This is a genomic window from Scytonema sp. PRP1 (assembly GCF_036697665.2).
Taxonomy (GTDB): Bacteria; Cyanobacteriota; Cyanobacteriia; order Cyanobacteriales; family Nostocaceae; genus Kalymmatonema; species Kalymmatonema gypsitolerans.
The window spans coordinates 152,284-171,031 of record NZ_JBAHYJ020000084.1 but is presented as its reverse complement, the minus strand read 5'-3'; the positions used below and the strand labels follow the sequence as shown (position 1 = coordinate 171,031).

The window sequence follows — 18,748 nt, the reverse complement described above, 5'->3', positions numbered from 1 at the left end:
CTGGCAAAGTCTTGTAGCTCAACTTCCAACCGACCACAAATAGAAGAAAAGTACGCCATAATCTAATATTTACCATACGGTTTAGATAAGACCAAAACCGTTATCAGGATGTCAATGTAAAGACGCGCTCTCATGAAAGCGCCTCTACACATCACCAAATCTCACTAAAAATTCTTAACTCAACCATATTGCACCATAACCTCTAAAAAATACCAACTGCTATCTGAATTCCTCTTTGAATTCGCTCTAGAGATTCAGTACTCATTTGACCATAAGGACCGCGCTCTAAATACGACTTTTGGACTGCTGAAATATTGTCACATATAGCCAGCGAATCTATTTCCAGTCCGCCCTCGCCAGCCACAATCAAGATGCGAGTCGGTGTCTCACCTGTGCTCAAATCACTGGTAAACGGAACAAGCAGTACTGTGCGGCTCAATTCGTTGCGGACATTGATCGAAACAACGACAACCGGACGCTTTTTAGTATCTGCTATCGAGGGTAATGCTCTAGCAAGATAAATTTCCCCTTGGCGTGGATAGCCTTGTGTCATCATCAATTCAAAGATTCTCTGCCCTTAAGCTGTCTTCCATTTGTTCTTGAGCAAATGTTGCCCATTCCTCTTCAAAATCAACATCAGCCTGTGTACGAGATTCGTAAAATTTCCGCAGTTGCTCTTCAATTTGTTTAGCGTACCAAAGGCGTATCCCTTCTTCAAAGGCAGCAGAACGGTTATTTGTCAGCTTGTCAACTTCTTCAAGCAGATGTGAGTCAACCGTAATTGAAACTCGTTGCTTTTGTTGAGATTGCGTCATCATCTAGAACAGATAAAATATGAGTCAAAGTATGATTATAAATATTACTTTTTATCCTATCATGATTATCTTGATAAACTGGCTGTGAAGTACCCCACCGCATAGGCGGATGGGGCTTCGCGTCTCACTCGCCGTTGCTCTGTTGGGTACACCTATTGCTAGATGTCGAGAACCAAATCTCGTCTGAGTCTGACACAGCGTCTCTGGTGATGTTTACCTTTATCTAGCTATCTGTTCACCGCAACCGCTTTCTATGATAGATAACTGCAAGTTGCACAAATACTAGAACCCGCGCAGCCGCCCTGCTTCCCAAGGCAGTTATTATTTCTTTCCCGTACAGTAGGCTTGGCTTATTCTTTTACCGCAGGGCGTAACCGATGCGTACCAGTGGTCTACTCTTTCCCCTTTTCTCACGCTAGTTACTTTGGCAAGCATATTACTGCTACTGTAGCCTGTTGTTTGCAGCCGTGTGGGTGGGTCGCAACCAGTACTATAATAGCACTAAAATAGTACTATTTTTCAATATGAAAGCGCTAAATATTCGTTTTTCTGACAAAGAACACAAAGACTTACAGCAAGCAAGTCAAGAATTGGAACGTTCCATCAATGAGTTAGTACGAGAAGCCGTTAGAGAATATTTGCTAAAGTTGGGGGCATCGAACCCCCAACTTTAGCCTGCTATCCATCCCCACCTCATAGGAGGATGGGGAATTCCGCAGAATTTGTTAAATCCTTCTCTCCTCCTCTGCGCTCTCTGCGGTTCAATAATCCAAACCCCCTCACCTTTTGAAAGCTTTATTGATACACTTGAACTTCATTAGCCCAGTTAACCAGCGCCTATGGTCTATGTAAAGCGCGTGGAACTCACCAACTTTAAATCCTTCGGCGGTACGACTTCTGTCCCCCTGCTGTCGGGGTTTACTGTCATTTCTGGTCCCAACGGTTCCGGTAAATCAAACATCCTTGACTCGCTGCTGTTTTGCCTGGGACTTTCCAGTTCTAAGGGCATGCGTGCAGATCGCCTACCCGATTTAGTCAACACCACCCAAACAAGCAAATCTCGTTCCGCTGTCGAAGCTAGCGTCACGGTGACGTTTGATTTGTCAGATCATCAACCAGAGGATGAACTGGAAACCTTGCCTGTTGTATCCATTGTTGAAGATGAGGAAGTTGGGGAAGTAGAGGAAGCGCCAAAGGAAGAAAGCGAGGAGCAAAAAAATCGTCAAGAAAAAATCCGCGCGACACCAGGTAGCGAGTGGAGTGTTACCAGAAGGTTGCGAGTCACTCCACAAGGAACCTATACATCGAATTACTACATTAACGGTATCTCCTGCACTCTGACAGAATTACACCAAGAACTAGAAGAGCTACGTATTTATCCTGAAGGGTACAATGTCGTACTACAGGGTGATGTCACCAGCATCATCTCGATGAATGCCCGTGAAAGACGGGAAATTATTGATGAATTGGCAGGGGTGGCAGCGTTTGACCGTAAAATTAACCAAGCAAAAGAAACTTTAGATGAAGTTAAGGATAAGGAAGACAGCTGTCGGATTGTAGAGACAGAGTTAATTGCACAGCGCGATCGCCTGTCTCAAGATCGCGCCAAAGCGGAAAAATACCAAAGACTCCGCAGCGAATTTCAAGAAAAACAATCTTGGGAAGCAGTTTTATCATGGCGTTCCCTACAAGCACAACAAGAAAAGTTAGTTGCAACTATTCAAGCAGGCTCTAGCACCTCGGCTGAAATCACAAATCAACTCACAACCCTTAACACAGAAATCGCCCAAAAAACCGTTGAACTAGAGCAACTCAACGCCCATGTGAAAGCATTGGGAGAAGAAGAACTTTTGGCGGTACAATCTACCCTTGCGACTCAAGAAGCCGAACGCAAACAACTTCAGCGTCAACAAAAGGAACTAGAAACAGCTTCCCAAGAAACCGCTAAGCGCCTGCAACAAACTCAAGAGGAAATTCAACAGCATCAGCAAACTATAGAACAACTCGGACAACAACAAATTGTAGACACGTTGCATGCAACATCTCTACAGCAACAACGAGATCAGGCGCAACAAGCATTAGAAAATTCCCGTGAAGCCGCAGCCGAAATTGCTTCTGCTTCCGAAGCGTGGGTACAGCAACAAACAGCCCTGAACCGCCAAATCGAAGCTGTGCTGCAAACGGTAGAACCTCAGCGCACAGAACAAGCACAACTGAGAGAACGTAATAACCAACTCCAGCAGCAAATTCAGGAGCAAACTCAGCTCATTCAAACATTAAAACCGGAAATTGCTGATAAACAATCTCAAATTATTAATGTAGAACTCTCAGATGCAACGTCTTTACAACAAGTCGAATCTTTAGCCGAAACGGTATCCGCCACAGAACAAGAACTGCAAATCCAGCAAGAAACCCAAAAGCGGCTGTTGCAAGAGCAACGAGAGAAACAACGCCAATTGGATAAACTAGAGGCGCAACAAGCAGCCCAGCAGGAAGTCCAAGGAACCCAAGCAAGCAAAGTCATCCTACAATCAGGTATGCCTGGTGTCTGTGGGTTGGTTGTGCAGTTGGGACGCGTGGAACCCCGTCATCAATTAGCTTTGGAAATAGCCGCAGGGGCGCGTCTGGGGCATATAGTTGTGGAAGATGACAGCATCGCAGCCACAGGAATTGAACTGCTTAAACAAAAACGTGCAGGTAGAGCGACTTTCTTACCGCTGAATAAAATTCATGCTTCCAAATTTACCCAAGATTTTACGTTGCGTTATGCCAACGGCTTTGTCAACTATGCCGTTAACTTGATTGAGTGCGATCGCCGCTATAAGGATGTGTTTACCTACGTGTTTGGTAACACAGTCGTGTTTGAAACCATAAATCAAGCGCGTCAGCATTTGGGGCTGTATCGCATCGTCACCTTAGACGGGGAATTGTTGGAAACCAGTGGTGCGATGACTGGTGGTAGCACAAATCAGCGTTCGTCGTTGCGGTTTGCGGGGGTGGAAGCTGCGGAATCTGAGGAAGTTTCTTCTTTGAAAAGTCGCTTGGCGGATATTGAACGGATTTTAGAACGTTGTAGCGAGGCAATAAGTACTTTATCTAGTAGAACAAAACGACTGACGCAAGAACTGACGGAAGCACGACAGACGCGGCGAGAACAACAACTGCAATTGGAACAGTTGCACAAAGAAATTAAGAGTTTGACGGCGCAATTGGAAACAACGCGATCACAGCTTTCGCAAAATCGTGAAAGACTGGCCACCGTCCAAGTCCGCCTAGAAGTTTTGGATCGGGAATTACCTTCTCAAGAGCAGCAATTGCAACAACTACGACAAGCTTTGGCGGAGTTGGAACAGTCGCAAACTCCTCAAGAATGGCAACAAATCCAAGCAACAATAAAAATCCAAGAGCAACAATTGCAACAGGGGGATGCAGCTTTAAGGGAAGGAGAGCAAAAGTTAAAAAATTTGGAAAATCAGCAGCAGCGGTTGCAAGAAAAAATTGCCGTAGGGGAACAGCGTATAGAAGAATACCATCAAGACCAAATAAATCAGCAAACTCAACTTACAGCACTCAGCACTCAGCACTCAACACTCAACAGTCAAATTGCTGAGACTCGCGCTGCTTTGAGTCAAATGGAACAAAATCTGGGGGAAGAGAAACAAAAACGCGACGCCACAGAACAAGAATTGCGATCGCACACGATGCGTCAACAACACTTGGAATGGGAACTGCAAAAACTGCAAGAAACCCAGCAAACAAGGGCGGAGGAACTCACTGCATTACAAACTCAAATGCAAACTATGGCGGCGGAATTACCCAATCCTTTACCAGAAGCGCCAGATAAAGTCAATTTAGAAGAATTGCAAAAAGAATTGCGCTCTCTTGGCAAACGCCTGCAAGCAATGGAACCTGTGAATATGCTTGCCTTGGAACAATATGAGCGCACACAAAAACGTCTTGAAGAACTTAGCCAAAAATTGCAGACTTTAGAAGCAGAACGCACGGAATTACTGCTGCGGATTGAAAATTTTACAACTTTGCGTCAACGTGCATTTAAAGAAGCCTTTGATGCCGTAAATGAAAACTTTCAATCAATTTTTGCCACTCTTTCTGAAGGTGACGGCTACCTGCAACTCGACAATCCAGAAGATCCGTTCAACAGCGGATTGAACTTGGTTGCACACCCCAAAGGCAAACCTGTGCAGCGACTGGCTTCTATGTCAGGAGGAGAAAAATCTCTGACTGCTTTGAGCTTTATTTTTGCTTTGCAACGCTACCGTCCGTCGCCATTTTATGCATTTGATGAAGTAGATATGTTTTTAGATGGGGCAAACGTAGAACGATTAGCTAAAATGATTAAGCAACAGGCGCAACAAGCACAATTTATCGTTGTCAGTTTGCGTCGCCCGATGATAGAATCAGCCGAACGCACAATTGGCGTTACTCAAGCAAGGGGAGCTTATACCCAAGTTTTGGGTATTAAGTTACAATCCAACCATAATTCTGCTTGAGTTTTTGTTAATAATAGTGTATAGATAAACCGGATTCGAGATCAGGACTCGGTATAGAATGACCTCTGAACAAAGTATTAGACGTTCCGATATTTTAAACACCCAGGTAATCACTCGCGACAACGGCAAGCGATTAGGAATCGTGAGCCAAGTTTGGGTTGATGTAGATCAGCGAGAGGTTGTGGCTCTTGGCTTGCGAGACAGCCTGATCTCTATTTCTGGAGTGCCACGTTATATGTACCTCAACAGCATCAACCAAATCGGTGATGTCATCCTCGTGGATAACGAGGATGTCCTTGACGATGTTGAGGTTGATCTCTACAGCAACCTGATGAACTGGGAGGTTATTACAGAGACTGGTGAAGTCTTAGGCAAGGTGCGGGGCTTCAAGTTTAATGGCGAAACAGGCAAGCTTTACTCAATTGTCATTGCCTCTTTGGGAATAGCGCAAATTCCCGATCAATTCTTGAGTACCTACGAGTTTTCAGTAGATGAAATTGTCAGCACAGGTCCTAACAGATTGATTGTCTTTGAGGGGGCTGAAGAGCGAGTCACCCAATTGACTGTTGGTGTGCTAGAACGCTTGGGTATCGGCAGAGCACCGTGGGAGCGCGATGTCGAAGAAGAATACTCCACCTACACTCCTCGCACAGTGACACCAGACAAGCAACTGCCAAGTGGAGTGCCATTAGAGCAACCTAAGCCGAAAATTATTCGTACACCCGAACCTGTAGCGCAGGAAGAATGGGATGAAGACTACTACGAAGAAGAACGTCCCCAGCGCCAGGTTATGAAGGCGCGACAGTATGAGCCTGTGCAATACGAAGAGGAAGAAGAAGATAACTGGAGCGAGGCAACAGGTAAAGACAGGTATCAAGCACAACCAAAGTATGACTCAGGTTCTTACAATAACAAGTCATACGCTGATCCATACGACGATTTAGACGACGATTTAGATCGTGATGCTTGGGATGATGAGCCACCAAAGCCAGTGAATATTCCCAAAAAAGTCAAAGAAAGACAGCCAGAGTACGAAGAAGAAGGTGGTTATTAAAACAGTTATCAGTTATCAGTTATCAGTTATCAGGCGTATGGTGGCGGGTTTAAATCCCCCACCAAAGCGAGCCGTCACTGCGGCTGGTACTGGTCACTGTTTTAAGCTAGGCTTCACGTCCCCTAACCCTGCGGGTATCTCCTCGCCTTGAGGCTGCGCCAACGCCCCTGGCGTTGGTTTCCCTCCGTAAGAAACTGCGGTACTGGTCTCACCTCCTACAGCGCTGGACTCACCGCTTGCGGCAAACTCACCAGTTCCCTTAGGGGATTAAGGAGTGGGGTGCAACGAATGTGGCAACTCTAATTAACCAAACATAATATTGCCCCCCCATTTGTGCTAATTTGTGCTGAAAAAGCAACAAAAAGCCCCCGAGATAATTCGGGGGCAAAGTCCATATAAGACTATTTTGCTCTTTTAGCTTTTGCCTATTCGACTTCAAAGCTAAAAGAGTTCAATTTATGAACCTTAGTAGCGGCCACGTCCGCCGCTGTAGTTTCCTCGGTTCCCGCCATTGCCGCCAAAGGAACCGGAACCTTTTTCTTCCCTGGGTCTTGCCTTATTTACTTTCAAGTCACGACCCATCCACTCAGCGCCATCAAGAGCTTCAATAGCTGCTGATTCTTCAGCATCTGTACCCATTTCCACAAAACCAAAACCGCGTAGCCGACCTGTTTCACGGTCAGTAGGAAGCTGAACTCGCTTTACAGAACCATATTCTGCAAAAACAGCATTCAGATCATCTTGTGTAACTTCGTAAGAGAGGTTACCTACATAAAGTGACATACATTGTCTCCAAAATCATAACTGTGTAGAGATTTAGATTTCGGAGACAAGCCTGTCAAGACTAAAAGGAAGAAGCCTGTCAATACTAAAAACAAACACTATCACCGAATTTATTCTCATCTACCATCATAACATAGCTGTCCGCCCAAAAGACGGCGAGCATGAAAAACTCTGAAGAAAATTTCTGCACTGACCTAGAGAAAGATTGCTATCTTGTGGAATTTTGGGAAAATTAAGGCAATGGCAGCTGTTATGGAGGTTGAGATGACAGATGGCAGTTTAAGAATTGTCTCGCTAATTCCAAGTGGAACAGAAATTGTAGCAGCACTCGGGTTGACTGATGCAATTGTCGGGCGATCGCACGAATGCGATTATCCCCCAGAAATCAAAGACCGTCCTGTTTGCACTCAAGCCCGGATAAATAGCGCTGCTCCTAGTGGCGAAATTCATGACAAAGTCAATAATCTCTTGCAATCGGCCCTGAGCATTTATCAAATCAAAACAGATGTTTTAGAAAAGTTACAGCCTACTCACATCGTTACGCAGGATCAATGTGATGTTTGTGCCGTGAGCTTAAAAGATGTTCAACAAGCAGTTGGCACCCTCACCAAGAGTTCACCTCAGATTATTTCTCTACAACCAAATATTCTCAACGATGTTTGGGAGGATATTCGACGAGTCGCTAACGTCTTTGGGGTAGACTCGCTACAGGTGATAGAAAACTTAGAAGCGCGGGTGAAAATCGTAGACCAAAAAACACAAGGTCTTTCTCAAACAGAGCATCTCCCTACCGTTGCTTGCATCGAGTGGACTGATCCTTTCATGGTTGCTGCGAATTGGATTCCTGAACTAGTGACCTTAGCAGGAGGACAGCCACTACTAAGCATCACAGGTCAATCTTCTACTCCTTTGAAATGGGAAACACTCATTTCTACCAATCCAGATGCCATCATTTTTATGCCCTGCGGGTTTGATTTAAATCGTACCCGTCAAGAAGCCCAATTGTTCAGCCAACGTCCAGAATGGCAACAATTGCATGCGGTACAAAGTGGCAGAGTTTACATCACAGATGGTAATTCCTACTTCAACCGTCCAGGACCACGACTCGTAGATTCCCTAGAAATTTTGGCGGAAATGCTGCATCCAGAAATCTTTCAATATGGGTATAAAGAACAGGCTTGGCAACTGTTATAAAAATAAAGAAATTTTTTTCTTTTTTCATGCTTAATTCTTTCGTCCTTATCCAGATGAGAGAATTAAGCATTTTTTCTAAATTCATTCTTTTTTCTTCTATCTTTTTTGCAGCCATTCTATCAAGGGTCTTAACGTTCCTGGTAAAGCAGCCTCACTCACAGTAACTGTGTGTTTTCTCCCCTTGTCTTCTACCGTTAACGTGTATTGAAAACGGTCAGCTTGAGCCGTAGAAGCTGTGATTTTTTCGGGTAAATTGAAGAAATCTGAGGCTTCTACCAGTTGGGGGAGTTGGTCGGCTTCATTTGCCGGAATGTCTGCCGTATCGACAGTTTTTGTGCTGCTTATCCCAGCAAAACCACCCGTGCGTTCAAATGATATCCGCATTTTCTTGCTCTCCGTCTTGCCATTTTTTGCAAGAGATAGTAAAAACTGGGAGAATAATATAATATCTCCCAGTTTAGCAAGAAGTAACAACAGTTAATGATGAATTATGAGACGTTAAAAGTTTCATAATTCATCATTCATAATTTTAAAGAACTCCTACCTTTTGCCAAGCATTCTGCACTGCTTTTTGTTCTTTACTTGCTTGACCGTACAGTTCTCCAGCCACTTGGATAGTTGTATTGGCAGCTTGTTTGAAATTGGCTTTGGATTTCAGGCGATCGCGTAAAGTTATGTACCATATTTTACCAGCTTTTTCCCAAGCAAAGCCGCCAATCTCTACCGCTGCTAGGTAAAAGGCATAATTGGGGATACCCGAGTTGATATGGACACCACCGTTATCTTGAGTACCCTTGTAGATGTTTTTCATATGCGCTGGCTGCGGGTCTTTACCCAATGCTGGGTCATCGTATGCTGTTCCTGGCGCTTTCATTGAGCGAACACCGACGCCTTTGACCTTAGGTGTAAATAGACCTTCTCCAATGATCCAGTCTGCCTGATCCGCCGTCTGTTTTTTAACTCGTTGTTTAACTAGAGAGCCAAAAACATCAGAAAATGACTCATTCAAGGCTCCAGGTTCTCCTTTATACACAAAACCTGCTTCGTATTGAGTAACACCATGAGTTAACTCATGTCCAATCACATCTATTGCCTTGGTAAACCGTTGAAACAGTTCTCCATTGCCATCACCATAAACCATCTGGTCGCCATTCCAGAAGGCATTGTCATATTTTACACCGTAATGCACGGTAGAGTCTAAACGCAGCCCCTTGTCATCAATAGAATTGCGCCCAAAAATCTCTTTAAATAAGTCATAAGTTGCACCTGCGCCATCGTAGGCTTCGTTAACAGCCGGATCACTGCTAGGGGGGTCGCCTTCTCCACGCACAAGTACCCCAGGGAGTTCTTCACTATTTTTAGCATCGAAGATGCTACGGCGCTTTTGACCAGGGGAAACCGCAAAATTGATAGCACCTATTACGTTGCGTCGTCCGCGAAATTGTGCTGAAACATTTAATGTGCGAAACGCCCACTCACGCTGTTCTTGGTTACCATTGACTGCAACGTGTTCGAGTATATGGGGTGGCAAAATACAACAGATAGGGCATCTGGAGTAAATTTGATAGTCACATTCAAACCCAACAGATTTTTTCTTTTTTCGAGCCATCTTAAAGATGTTCTCCTTTTTCAGATAAGTGATGAAAAACAGTGGCTCTTACTCTTTATTGACAAGGAGCAGAGAATGACTGCAAACGACAAACACCTGGTATTTTCTACTTTCTATTTTCAGATCTGCCTGTTAAGACAACACAGTACCTTACAGGGTACTTTCAAAATACTCGTTGCACCTTGATATCGCAAGTACAATCAGCAAACAGTTGTGTTAATGGGTCGCTTCTCGTTTATAGACCCAACGGTTTTAGATCATAGTTCCTCCTAAGAGGTAATTGTGGCTTTATTACTATTTTGTTACTACAAATTTGATTATATGTATCTTAATAAATTTTAAAAAATGAAAATTAGTACCGTGTTTATACAACGGCTAACTTCTACCTCTTCCTTTGTCTGACATAGGGTAGTAGCTCAAACGGGCACTTTTTAAACATTATAAGCTTGACTCAAGTTCTTGTTTGATTGCTCATCACTTACGAACAGATATCTTTCCCAAAATTAGGATAACTAGAATATTAAGCTTTTTTGTAACCTAAGCTTCTCTTATCCACCTGCAAACAATATCTACATGAATAAAAAAAAACGAAGGATGCTTCTGTTCTGAGAGACTCCTTAAATGAACTTCAAACACTGAAAAATAAACAAGGAGTTCGACTAAACGAGTAAGGTGAGCAGCGTTTGAGTAGACTGAAGCACAAGTATGCCATAAAAGTATTGGCTTCATCTGATCAGAAAGTAGAAGCATTGACACTCTCCGCCCTAAAAGTGCGGAGATTCTTGGTTCACAGTCCAACCGTAACCCCGCAGGATTGCTCCAACGAAGCTAGAGGGTCGAACTCCCCAAGCTTATAAGATTCCGTTTGCCCAACGGTACTTAGTCCCTTCTGCAAAATGTTGATTGCAGCGTTTACGTCCCTATCTTCCATGTAATTACAATGACTGCAAACATGAGTTCTAGTTGATAGGGATTTTTGCACTTTCTCACCACAGCTAGAACAGTTTTGGCTGGTGTTGTGAGGAGAGACAGCAATCGTTATCTTTCCATATTTGTAGCCAAAATAATCCAACCATCGGCGAAAAGTTGACCAACCTGCATCGGTTATCGACTTAGCTAGATGCCGATTTTTAACCATGCCCTTTACATTTAAATCTTCATAGGCTATTAAGTCGTTTGACTTGATTAAACGGAGTGCAACTCTTTTGCAAAACTCTTCTCGCTGCCTACTTACCCTTAAATGTTTTCGGGCATATCTAACTCTAGCTTTGTGATAATTTTGGGACTGTGGTTTGCCTTTTTGGTACTTTTTAGACTTGAGACGATTGAGAAGGGATAGGTGTTTTTCTCCTTGACGATAAAACTGTGGTGATGGTTCAATATTTCCACAGGATTCTGCTAAGAAATACTTGATACCTACATCAATACCCACTGCCTTTTGACTAGGAATTAGTGGTTTCACCGTATCTCTAGGGTCTAATTGCACCGAGAATTGCACGTAGTAACCATCGGCACGACGCACAATTCTCACTCGTTTCATCTGCTCTATTTGGTAGAAATTTAAATCTCTAGAACCTACCAGCCTTAGAGTACCTATTCCCTTTTTGTCTGTAAAAGTAATATGCTTTCTGTTTTCTGACAACTTCCACCCTGAGACTTTGTATTCAACAGAACGAGCATTTTTCTTGTACTTCGGATACCCTTTCTTCCCGGAAATCTGTTTTTTGCAATTGTCGTAAAAACGATTAACTGCTTTTAGAACTCGCTCAACAGCAGTTTGGCAAGCGTGAGAGTTTAATTCTTCTACAAATTTGAACTCTTTCCTTAGTAGCGTGTTGTATCTAAACATCTCGGTCTTGCCCACACCACGATTATCCATCCAATAACGAAGCACTTTATTTCGGACAAATTGAGATGTCCTGATAGCTTCATTTATGGCGTTTATCTGCTGTGGTTTGGGGTTGACTTTGTACTCGTAGACAAACACGTTTGATACTATATCGTTGGGTATCAAATCTTATGATAACACAAAATAAAAAGCCGCCCTCCACTTCGTTAAAGGGCGGGGCTTGTATCCCTTTATTTTTGGTCAAAATGCTCAAGGAAGTGTCACCTAAATACAGCGAGTTTGGAGATTTGACGAGGGACACCGGGATCCGGTAATGCGGGGAATCATTAAAGCAAGTGTTCCGCATTTCCATGTCTGTCTACACCCAACCACCAAACACCGCTAGCCCATAGTACTTCCAAGGAACTACCACCATTTCAAAACCAGCTTTTGTTAGCATCTGCAAATGAGCATCTAAGGTAGCAAGCTGGTCTTGACTAGAGTGCCCGTAAGTACTTGTAGTGCCAATTTTAGCACGAATCTCTGTGAGGGTTGTTCCCTGTTGGGCTGCCCATTCCTCTCGTACTGCCTTGTAAACTTCTGCTAAAGTGGGTGACTCCGGTAGAATGGGGTCTGCATTCCAAAAACAACCGCCCTCACAAAGACTTTCACGAATTCGCTGAAATAATTTTAATTTCATTTCATCGTGAAGATGATGAATTGCCAAAGATGACACACAAGCATCAAATTCCTGACCAATGCCTATTTTCTCTGGATGATTTGCCCACTCGCCAAAGTCCACTTCTACACCTGTCCACCTTTGCCCATATCCAGCTGCTGTGATTTTACCTTGGGCAAATTGCAACATTCGGGGTGAGTAGTCTATGGCAACGACTTGGGCATTTGGGCAACTGTTGAGTATCCTTAGACTGAGTTCACCTGTACCGCAGCCTAGTTCCAAGATGCGACGACTTGTAGAAGGTAGACAGCGCGTGATGACTAAAAGTATTTCATCATATCGCGGCAACAGCTGGCGAATACCAGTGTCAAAATCAGCAGTGTTGGCGAACACTTCTCCAGGAAATAGTTGTTGCATGAGAATTTGCACCGATAGACACACCTAATAATAATGCCTCATTTTAGACTTAGTCCTCTCAATTCTCTGTTATGGCAATCCGATTTCATTTATGAAAATTGACTGCCCTTCAGCTCCCCGACTTCTCTAGAAGTCGGGGAGCTTGTTTTTCATTAATTATTTAGGATTGCTATATGCTAATTACTATCAATAAGAAAAATGTCAATAGCAGGTAGTGGCAGTAAAAATCTAGACCAAAACCGCAAGATTGTTTAAGATGGTAAAAGACCCCACTAAATTGTGTGTGGTTGTGTGTTGTAAAACTTGGTTAATCAATGGTCAGGGGGTTTGACCCCTCTTGACCATTTTGTTTTTTTTTCGGTGAAATTCAAATTTTAAACCAGCTAAGGCTTGATTTTTAGACTTCCCTTTACTCATATAAATACTAGAATTTTCCTCAATGATTGGTAATTATAGTTAGTCGTTTTCCTGGATCAGTTGCATTAAGTCCTGACGGTTAAACCAAGGCTTGTGGTAGTCAAAATAAAACAATGAGATCGACTTAACAGCAGCAACGCTTCACAAAATCGTAAAAGCTTGGCTATTGAACGTTTTGTGGAAGTGGCTAGCTTTAATTGATTGAAACTACACCACGGAAGGAATGAAGTATCTTCAAAAACTTATTGAAATCAAAACTTCTAGGATCGATTTTTTGACCGGAACGATCCACTAATTTATGAGTTGTAATCCTTTGATCTGGAACATTACTTTGAGCAATGAGCCAAGCAAGAGATTCGTATTGAGCTTCTGTGTAGCCGCTATGGGTTTGTTGGTTATTCCCTATACCGGAAGGCGGGGTTTCTAAACCGACGTGATAAGCAAAGTTATTTACAGACGCGGGTAGCAGGGGATTAGTCTTGACAGTTTCTGAACCCAGTGGTCCATCAAACACTGAATTAGCCGCACCAAACGCTCGCTTTTCTGGAGGGACTAGGTAAACAACCGTGCCATCTAGCTTAATCATAGTATGGTAGCTTGCCTGAATATTCTCGTCCTCGTTAGGGTTTTTAAAGAAATTAACCGCACTGGAGGCTGGTGCATCGGTTTCATGAAGCACTATAATTGGCTGATTGTTAACAGGTCTACCATAAACGTCTGTGGTAAACCGCTCTCCAAAGTTAGTTGGATTTGCCCAAGCAATCTCGTATCTAGGTTTGTAAGCCCTAAAAGCCGCAGTGGTTTTGACTGAACCACTGGGAGTCTTTTGGGATTTGCCCTTTTGGTTTGTCTTGTCTTGAGGTTGGGATTTTGAAGCTTGAGTGGAGATAGCCGTGTTTGGATTTGGTGTTGTCTTGACTTCTGGTTGGCTGTTTTGGTTTGTCTTGTCTTGAGGTTGGGATTTTAAAGCTTGAGTGGAGATATTAGCCTTTGGACTTGGCGTTGCTGTCTTGATCTGAGGCTGTGACTTTGAATCTTGGCTAGACACCGTCTCTGGATTTGATCTTACTGTCTTGAGCTGAGGTTGGAAGTCTGAATATTCACTAGAGATAGCTGTTTCTGGTTTTGAGGTTGTCTTCTCCTGAAAAAACTCTACTCTTCTCAGAAGCAGCCCCAATGTAAAACCAACAAACACCAAAAGAACTACAAGCCATTGAGTTGTCTTTACTCTGAATCTCATTTTTTTAATGATTTTGATAAATAATTTATATATTTAAATTGAAAAAAAATAAATGTTAATATATATCACTTATACAAAATTACACACAAAATATTGATTTGTCTACGGGTTTCTTTCCCAAAGATACTGTAGGTCTTTCTGATTCTTGTAATCACAATGACATCCGCTTTCTTTGTGAGAGTTGAAAGCCACAGATCCCCGACTTCTTTAAGAAGTCGGGGATCTTGTTTCTCACGTAAACATTTGGCACTTCGATCAACGACCGACAAGACGTTTTTCCAAGCTTTTGAGCTTAGAGTCTATTGAAGCTAAGTTTGGAGATGTGGAGGAGTCTTGAGTTGCTTCCAAGGAACGCTTTGCCTTAAGTTCTGTAATCTTCGCTTTGATAGCTTCCGATACAGCATCATTGACAGCGAGTTTGTTGTCTGGCTGTATTTTAGCAATGCGTTGCGACAAGCTTCCAATCTGAGAGTCGATTTTTTGCATGACTGGGGCTTCTGAGGTAAATACAGGCTCTAGCAATGCTCGCTTGACTTCTAGTTCTGCAATCTTCGCTTTGATAGCTTCAAATACAGCATGATTAACAGCTGCTTGATTACCATCTGGCTGTACTTGTGAAAGGCGTCGCCGCAAGCGTTCAAGCTCAGATTCAATTTTTTCGATAATGGAAGCATCTGCTGTAAATACAGGCTCTAGCATTGCACGCTGTATTTCCAGTTTCGCAATCTGTTGTGTTACTGTCTTTATAGAGTCTTTGGAAGTCGATTCAGAATCAGCGATCCCAGTAGAAGCCGTGCGAACGGGCTGTTGTACTAACACTACACTTATAGTTGCTAGCCCTGAAACTATAATCATGACTAGCATAGAGAGCATAAGTGGCTTGTCCCTCATAGAAATTTCCTCCAGAGGTCAGATTAAACTTAAGTTTTTAAAAGTTTGCACTTAGGGTTGAGCTTGTTATTATACAGTAGCCGATGTATTTATTTACCAAATTTTATTTAAATTTAGAGATTTTCTTAACCACTAAAAGGTTCCAAATAATTTATAATTCGTAATTCGTAATGATAAACTCAATTACGAATTACGAATGACAATTTACGAATGATGACTACTCATCAATCTGACCGACGCGACGAATATTAAGAATGTCGCTAAGTTTCTTGATTTGGGTGAACAGTTGTTCGAGTTGTGGTTGATCGCGTATCTCGATCCCCAAGTCCATTAATGCCGGTTGACCATTAGCAGTTTTTACCTGAGCATAGCGTACGTTGATCCCCTGGTCACTTAAGCGAGAGAGAATATCCTTTAGCACTCCCACCCGATCTAGCGCTTCAATTTGAATATTCACGGGGTAAGTCTGAGGACGGCTTTGGGGTTCGCTTGCTGGGTTCCAATGAACTGGTACTAAGCGATCGCACTCCACAGTTTCTAGATTATGACATCCTTGGCGATGAATCGAAATACCTCTACCTCGTGTTACGACACCAATAATTGATTCTCCAGGGATAGGAGTACAACATTTCGCCAGATAATACACTAATCCTTCTACCCCAACTATTGGCGAATCAGTCGTGCGTGAGGTAGTCGGAGGGACATCTCGCAAAGCTTTGGCTGTTGAAGCTGGTTCTTTCGTAGCAACTAGGGCTGTCGTCGCAATAGGTTGTTGTGCTTTGACGAGTTCTCGCCAACGGTTTAGCACCAAATTCAGCGTCACTTCACCATAACCCAAAGCGGCGAGTAAATCTTCCATTGAATGATAATTACATCGCTCTGCAACTATCTGCATCGGTTGGGACTTAATTAGGTTTTCCACACCAGATCTACCCAATTCTTTTTCTAACAATTCCCGACCATGAGCAATATTTTCTTCCCGGCGCGATCGCTTGTACCACTGCTTAATCCTATTCTTCGCCGCTGAAGTTCTGACAAAATTTAACCAATCCAAACTGGGGTGGCCGTTTTTGTGCGTGACAATTTCTACGATATCACCATTTTGCAGCCGTGTTGAAAGTGGTACCATCCGCCCATTTACCCGCACCGCTGCACAGTGGTTCCCAATTTCTGTATGAATACGATAGGCAAAATCTATAGCTGTAGAACCAGGATTTAAAGCAACTAAATCTCCCTTAGGAGTGAAAACATAAACATCGTCTTCAAATAAGTTATCCTTGATGCTTTCAAAATATTCTTGAGCATCCTTGAGGTCATTCTGCCATTCTAATAGCTGCCGTAACCAAATAAACTTTTCATCTGCAGCCGTTCAATCTTGTATTATTTGAGAATCCTGTATTCTTTATAATTCCGGTGACCCAATTCCATACTCAATAAAGTGGTGCATTTCCAATGTCCTGATTTGCACCTCCAAAGGACGACCCCATGGAGCAATGACTCCAGTATGCAATGATTGGTAACGGCTGGGTTTGGGCAATCCTATGTAATCCTTAAATCTACCAGGTATTGGACGACAAGCATCATGAACAATTGCTAAAGCACGGTAACATTCCTCATTACTGTTGACAATTAGCCGCAAGCTGCTAGATCGTAAATTTCGTGAAATTCTTTGTTTTTCCGCTGCATCTTTTGGTAAATGCTGTAGAAGTGCTTTGGTCGTCCACTAAGGTCCAGACACTTAATTCCCGCTTCCACAAGCCGAGTCTGCAAAGTTTGGGCAATTTTTGTTAATCTCTCTTCCCGTGCCGTCCGTTTTTCGGCGACATACTCCTGAATTTGACGGTAAGCTTCTGGTTCCAGGTACTTGAAAGCTAAATCTTCCAGTTCCCATTTCATGTGCCAAATTCCCAACCGATTCGCTAGGGGAGCAAAAATTTCTCGTGTTTCCAAAGCTATCCGGCGGCGTTTTTCGTCAGGAAGGTGTTCCAGAGTCCGCATATTGTGCAAGCGGTCTGCTAACTTCACCACAATCACTCGAATATCTTGCGCCATTGCCAAAAACATTCGACGAAAATTCTCAGCTTGACTTTCGGTCTTGCTTTTGAAATTAATTTTAGAAAGCTTTGTCACACCTTCTACTAATAGTCGCACTTCTTTACCAAAGCGCTGCTCTATCTCTTCAATGGTGACATCTGTATCTTCCACTACGTCATGGAGAAATCCAGCTGCTATCATATCACCACTGCCCCCTAAATCTCTTAGCATTCCAGCAACAGCAACAGGATGACAAATGTATGGTTCTCCTGACTTGCGGTACTGACCCTCATGCAACTGATAAGCAAATTCAAATGCTCGACAAATCAAAGCCGTATCGCTTTGTCTTCGGTCATCTTCTGCTGCGGCGCTTTGTATAGATGACCCTTTTAGACAAATCTGTAGCCATTCCGGAAGGGTAATATCAATTCTGGAAGTTAATAGAGTGCTGCTCATAGAATAGGCGCGCCTACGTGATTACTACTAAAGTGCAAAAGTGGAAAATCTTGACGGTCTCGCCGTCACAAGAAACTGTAAATGACACACGCACTCTCGCATTTTTGTGCGGAGTGGATTTTCCAGTGCGGGTGTCTAGCATCATAGTTGGGAAAATGGATTGATACCAAATCCAGCCCCAAATTCTAAATGAGGCGAGAGATTCGGAAATAAAATTTAAGAAAGTTTAACCTATTAGAAAATTTTCTTGACATTACCTTGATTTTAATAGTATCTCAAGAAGAACTTGATGTCTCTAACTCGCGAGAAATACCACGCATTGAACATATTGCTGAAGCAATTGCATTCAGACGTCACGACTACCAAAGTAGATGCTCCCCAACTGCGGCAGAGTGTGACATCCTTGCAGCAATTTTTTCAGCAGCAGATTGTGCCTTTAGTTAATGACACAGACAGTATCGATGAGGGTCGGTTACAGTCTTATCAGACGGAGATAAGTAAGCAGCTGCGGCTACTGGAAATAGATGTGATATTTTTCCAAGGAGCGCGGCAAGCTTCCACTGCCAGGCATAGACTTGATGCCATCGGCGATCGCCTGACCACTCTCATTGAATACTCTAATGCCATATTGCAATAGAAAGTACCAGCAGGGCAAGCATTCGCACAAGAAAAAATGACAAATAAAAATTAAAAATTGAAAATGAAAAAATCTTAACTTTTTTGGTTCATATTCTTCCTCTATTTGTAGTCATCATTACATATTTAATTGGCACAATTTGTCGTAAATTTCGTCAAAAGTCAAGAGGTAAAGTCAAGAATT

General features: G+C 42.9%; 14 protein-coding genes and 1 pseudogene. 5 read left to right on the top strand and 10 right to left on the bottom strand.

Annotated elements, in window-relative coordinates; translation table 11 throughout:
• Nucleotides 1–202 precede the first annotated feature (202 nt).
• Together V5G28_RS20075 and V5G28_RS20070 are read right to left on the bottom strand one after the other, a co-directional pair.
• Complete coding sequence (locus tag V5G28_RS20075; protein WP_332987938.1) at nucleotides 203–556, bottom strand: type II toxin-antitoxin system PemK/MazF family toxin; 354 nt, start codon at nucleotides 554–556, stop codon at nucleotides 203–205.
• Nucleotides 557–560: 4 nt separating this feature from the next.
• Nucleotides 561–818 (bottom strand): type II toxin-antitoxin system CcdA family antitoxin, encoded by a 258-nt coding sequence (locus V5G28_RS20070; protein ID WP_332987937.1) that lies wholly within the window; start codon nucleotides 816–818, stop codon nucleotides 561–563.
• A 521-nt stretch (nucleotides 819–1,339) separates the two neighbouring features.
• On the opposite strand from V5G28_RS20070, the gene V5G28_RS20065 reads away from it, so the two are divergent.
• The 3 genes from V5G28_RS20065 (at nucleotide 1,340) to V5G28_RS20055 (ending at nucleotide 6,380) form a co-directional block, all read left to right on the top strand.
• Nucleotides 1,340–1,489, top strand: coding sequence for a ribbon-helix-helix protein, CopG family (locus tag V5G28_RS20065; RefSeq protein ID WP_332987936.1), 150 nt, complete (start codon nucleotides 1,340–1,342; stop codon nucleotides 1,487–1,489).
• Nucleotides 1,490–1,654: 165 nt separating this feature from the next.
• Nucleotides 1,655–5,326 (top strand): chromosome segregation protein SMC, encoded by a 3,672-nt coding sequence (gene smc / locus V5G28_RS20060; RefSeq protein WP_332987935.1) that lies wholly within the window; start codon nucleotides 1,655–1,657, stop codon nucleotides 5,324–5,326.
• A gap of 58 nt (nucleotides 5,327–5,384) precedes the next feature.
• Nucleotides 5,385–6,380, top strand: a complete 996-nt coding sequence (locus V5G28_RS20055) for a PRC-barrel domain-containing protein (protein WP_096562171.1) — start codon at nucleotides 5,385–5,387, stop codon at nucleotides 6,378–6,380.
• A 465-nt stretch (nucleotides 6,381–6,845) separates the two neighbouring features.
• Here the strand turns inward: V5G28_RS20055 and V5G28_RS20050 are convergent, their stop codons facing one another.
• The gene (locus V5G28_RS20050) at nucleotides 6,846–7,163 is read right to left on the bottom strand and encodes an RNA recognition motif domain-containing protein (RefSeq protein ID WP_332987933.1); all 318 of its coding nucleotides are present in this window, start codon (nucleotides 7,161–7,163) and stop codon (nucleotides 6,846–6,848) included.
• A 264-nt stretch (nucleotides 7,164–7,427) separates the two neighbouring features.
• Between V5G28_RS20050 and V5G28_RS20045 the strand changes: the two genes are divergently transcribed.
• The gene (locus V5G28_RS20045; RefSeq protein ID WP_332988138.1) at nucleotides 7,428–8,357 is read left to right on the top strand and encodes a cobalamin-binding protein; all 930 of its coding nucleotides are present in this window, start codon (nucleotides 7,428–7,430) and stop codon (nucleotides 8,355–8,357) included.
• Nucleotides 8,358–8,453: 96 nt separating this feature from the next.
• On the opposite strand, the gene V5G28_RS20040 is transcribed toward V5G28_RS20045, so the two are convergent.
• The 7 genes and pseudogenes from V5G28_RS20040 to V5G28_RS20010 form a co-directional block, all read right to left on the bottom strand.
• On the bottom strand, nucleotides 8,454–8,741 hold the full coding sequence (locus tag V5G28_RS20040; RefSeq protein ID WP_332987932.1) for a protealysin inhibitor emfourin: 288 nt from the start codon (nucleotides 8,739–8,741) through the stop codon (nucleotides 8,454–8,456).
• Nucleotides 8,742–8,886: 145 nt separating this feature from the next.
• On the bottom strand, nucleotides 8,887–9,966 hold the full coding sequence (locus V5G28_RS20035; protein WP_332987931.1) for a M4 family metallopeptidase: 1,080 nt from the start codon (nucleotides 9,964–9,966) through the stop codon (nucleotides 8,887–8,889).
• Between the two features lie 787 nt (nucleotides 9,967–10,753).
• Nucleotides 10,754–11,953 (bottom strand): RNA-guided endonuclease InsQ/TnpB family protein, encoded by a 1,200-nt coding sequence (locus tag V5G28_RS20030; RefSeq protein WP_332987930.1) that lies wholly within the window; start codon nucleotides 11,951–11,953, stop codon nucleotides 10,754–10,756.
• Nucleotides 11,954–12,173: 220 nt separating this feature from the next.
• Nucleotides 12,174–12,890 (bottom strand): class I SAM-dependent methyltransferase, encoded by a 717-nt coding sequence (locus V5G28_RS20025; RefSeq protein ID WP_332987929.1) that lies wholly within the window; start codon nucleotides 12,888–12,890, stop codon nucleotides 12,174–12,176.
• A gap of 610 nt (nucleotides 12,891–13,500) precedes the next feature.
• A complete protein-coding gene (locus tag V5G28_RS20020) occupies nucleotides 13,501–14,547 on the bottom strand; it encodes an N-acetylmuramoyl-L-alanine amidase (protein WP_332987928.1) in 1,047 nt (348 codons plus the stop codon).
• A 255-nt stretch (nucleotides 14,548–14,802) separates the two neighbouring features.
• The gene (locus V5G28_RS20015) at nucleotides 14,803–15,438 is read right to left on the bottom strand and encodes a hypothetical protein (protein WP_332987927.1); all 636 of its coding nucleotides are present in this window, start codon (nucleotides 15,436–15,438) and stop codon (nucleotides 14,803–14,805) included.
• Nucleotides 15,439–15,655: 217 nt separating this feature from the next.
• A pseudogene (locus tag V5G28_RS20010) lies at nucleotides 15,656–17,928 on the bottom strand (RelA/SpoT family protein).
• Between the two features lie 289 nt (nucleotides 17,929–18,217).
• Between V5G28_RS20010 and patD the strand changes: the two are divergent.
• On the top strand, nucleotides 18,218–18,565 hold the full coding sequence (patD, locus tag V5G28_RS20005; protein WP_096562178.1) for a heterocyst frequency control protein PatD: 348 nt from the start codon (nucleotides 18,218–18,220) through the stop codon (nucleotides 18,563–18,565).
• Nucleotides 18,566–18,748 lie beyond the last annotated feature (183 nt).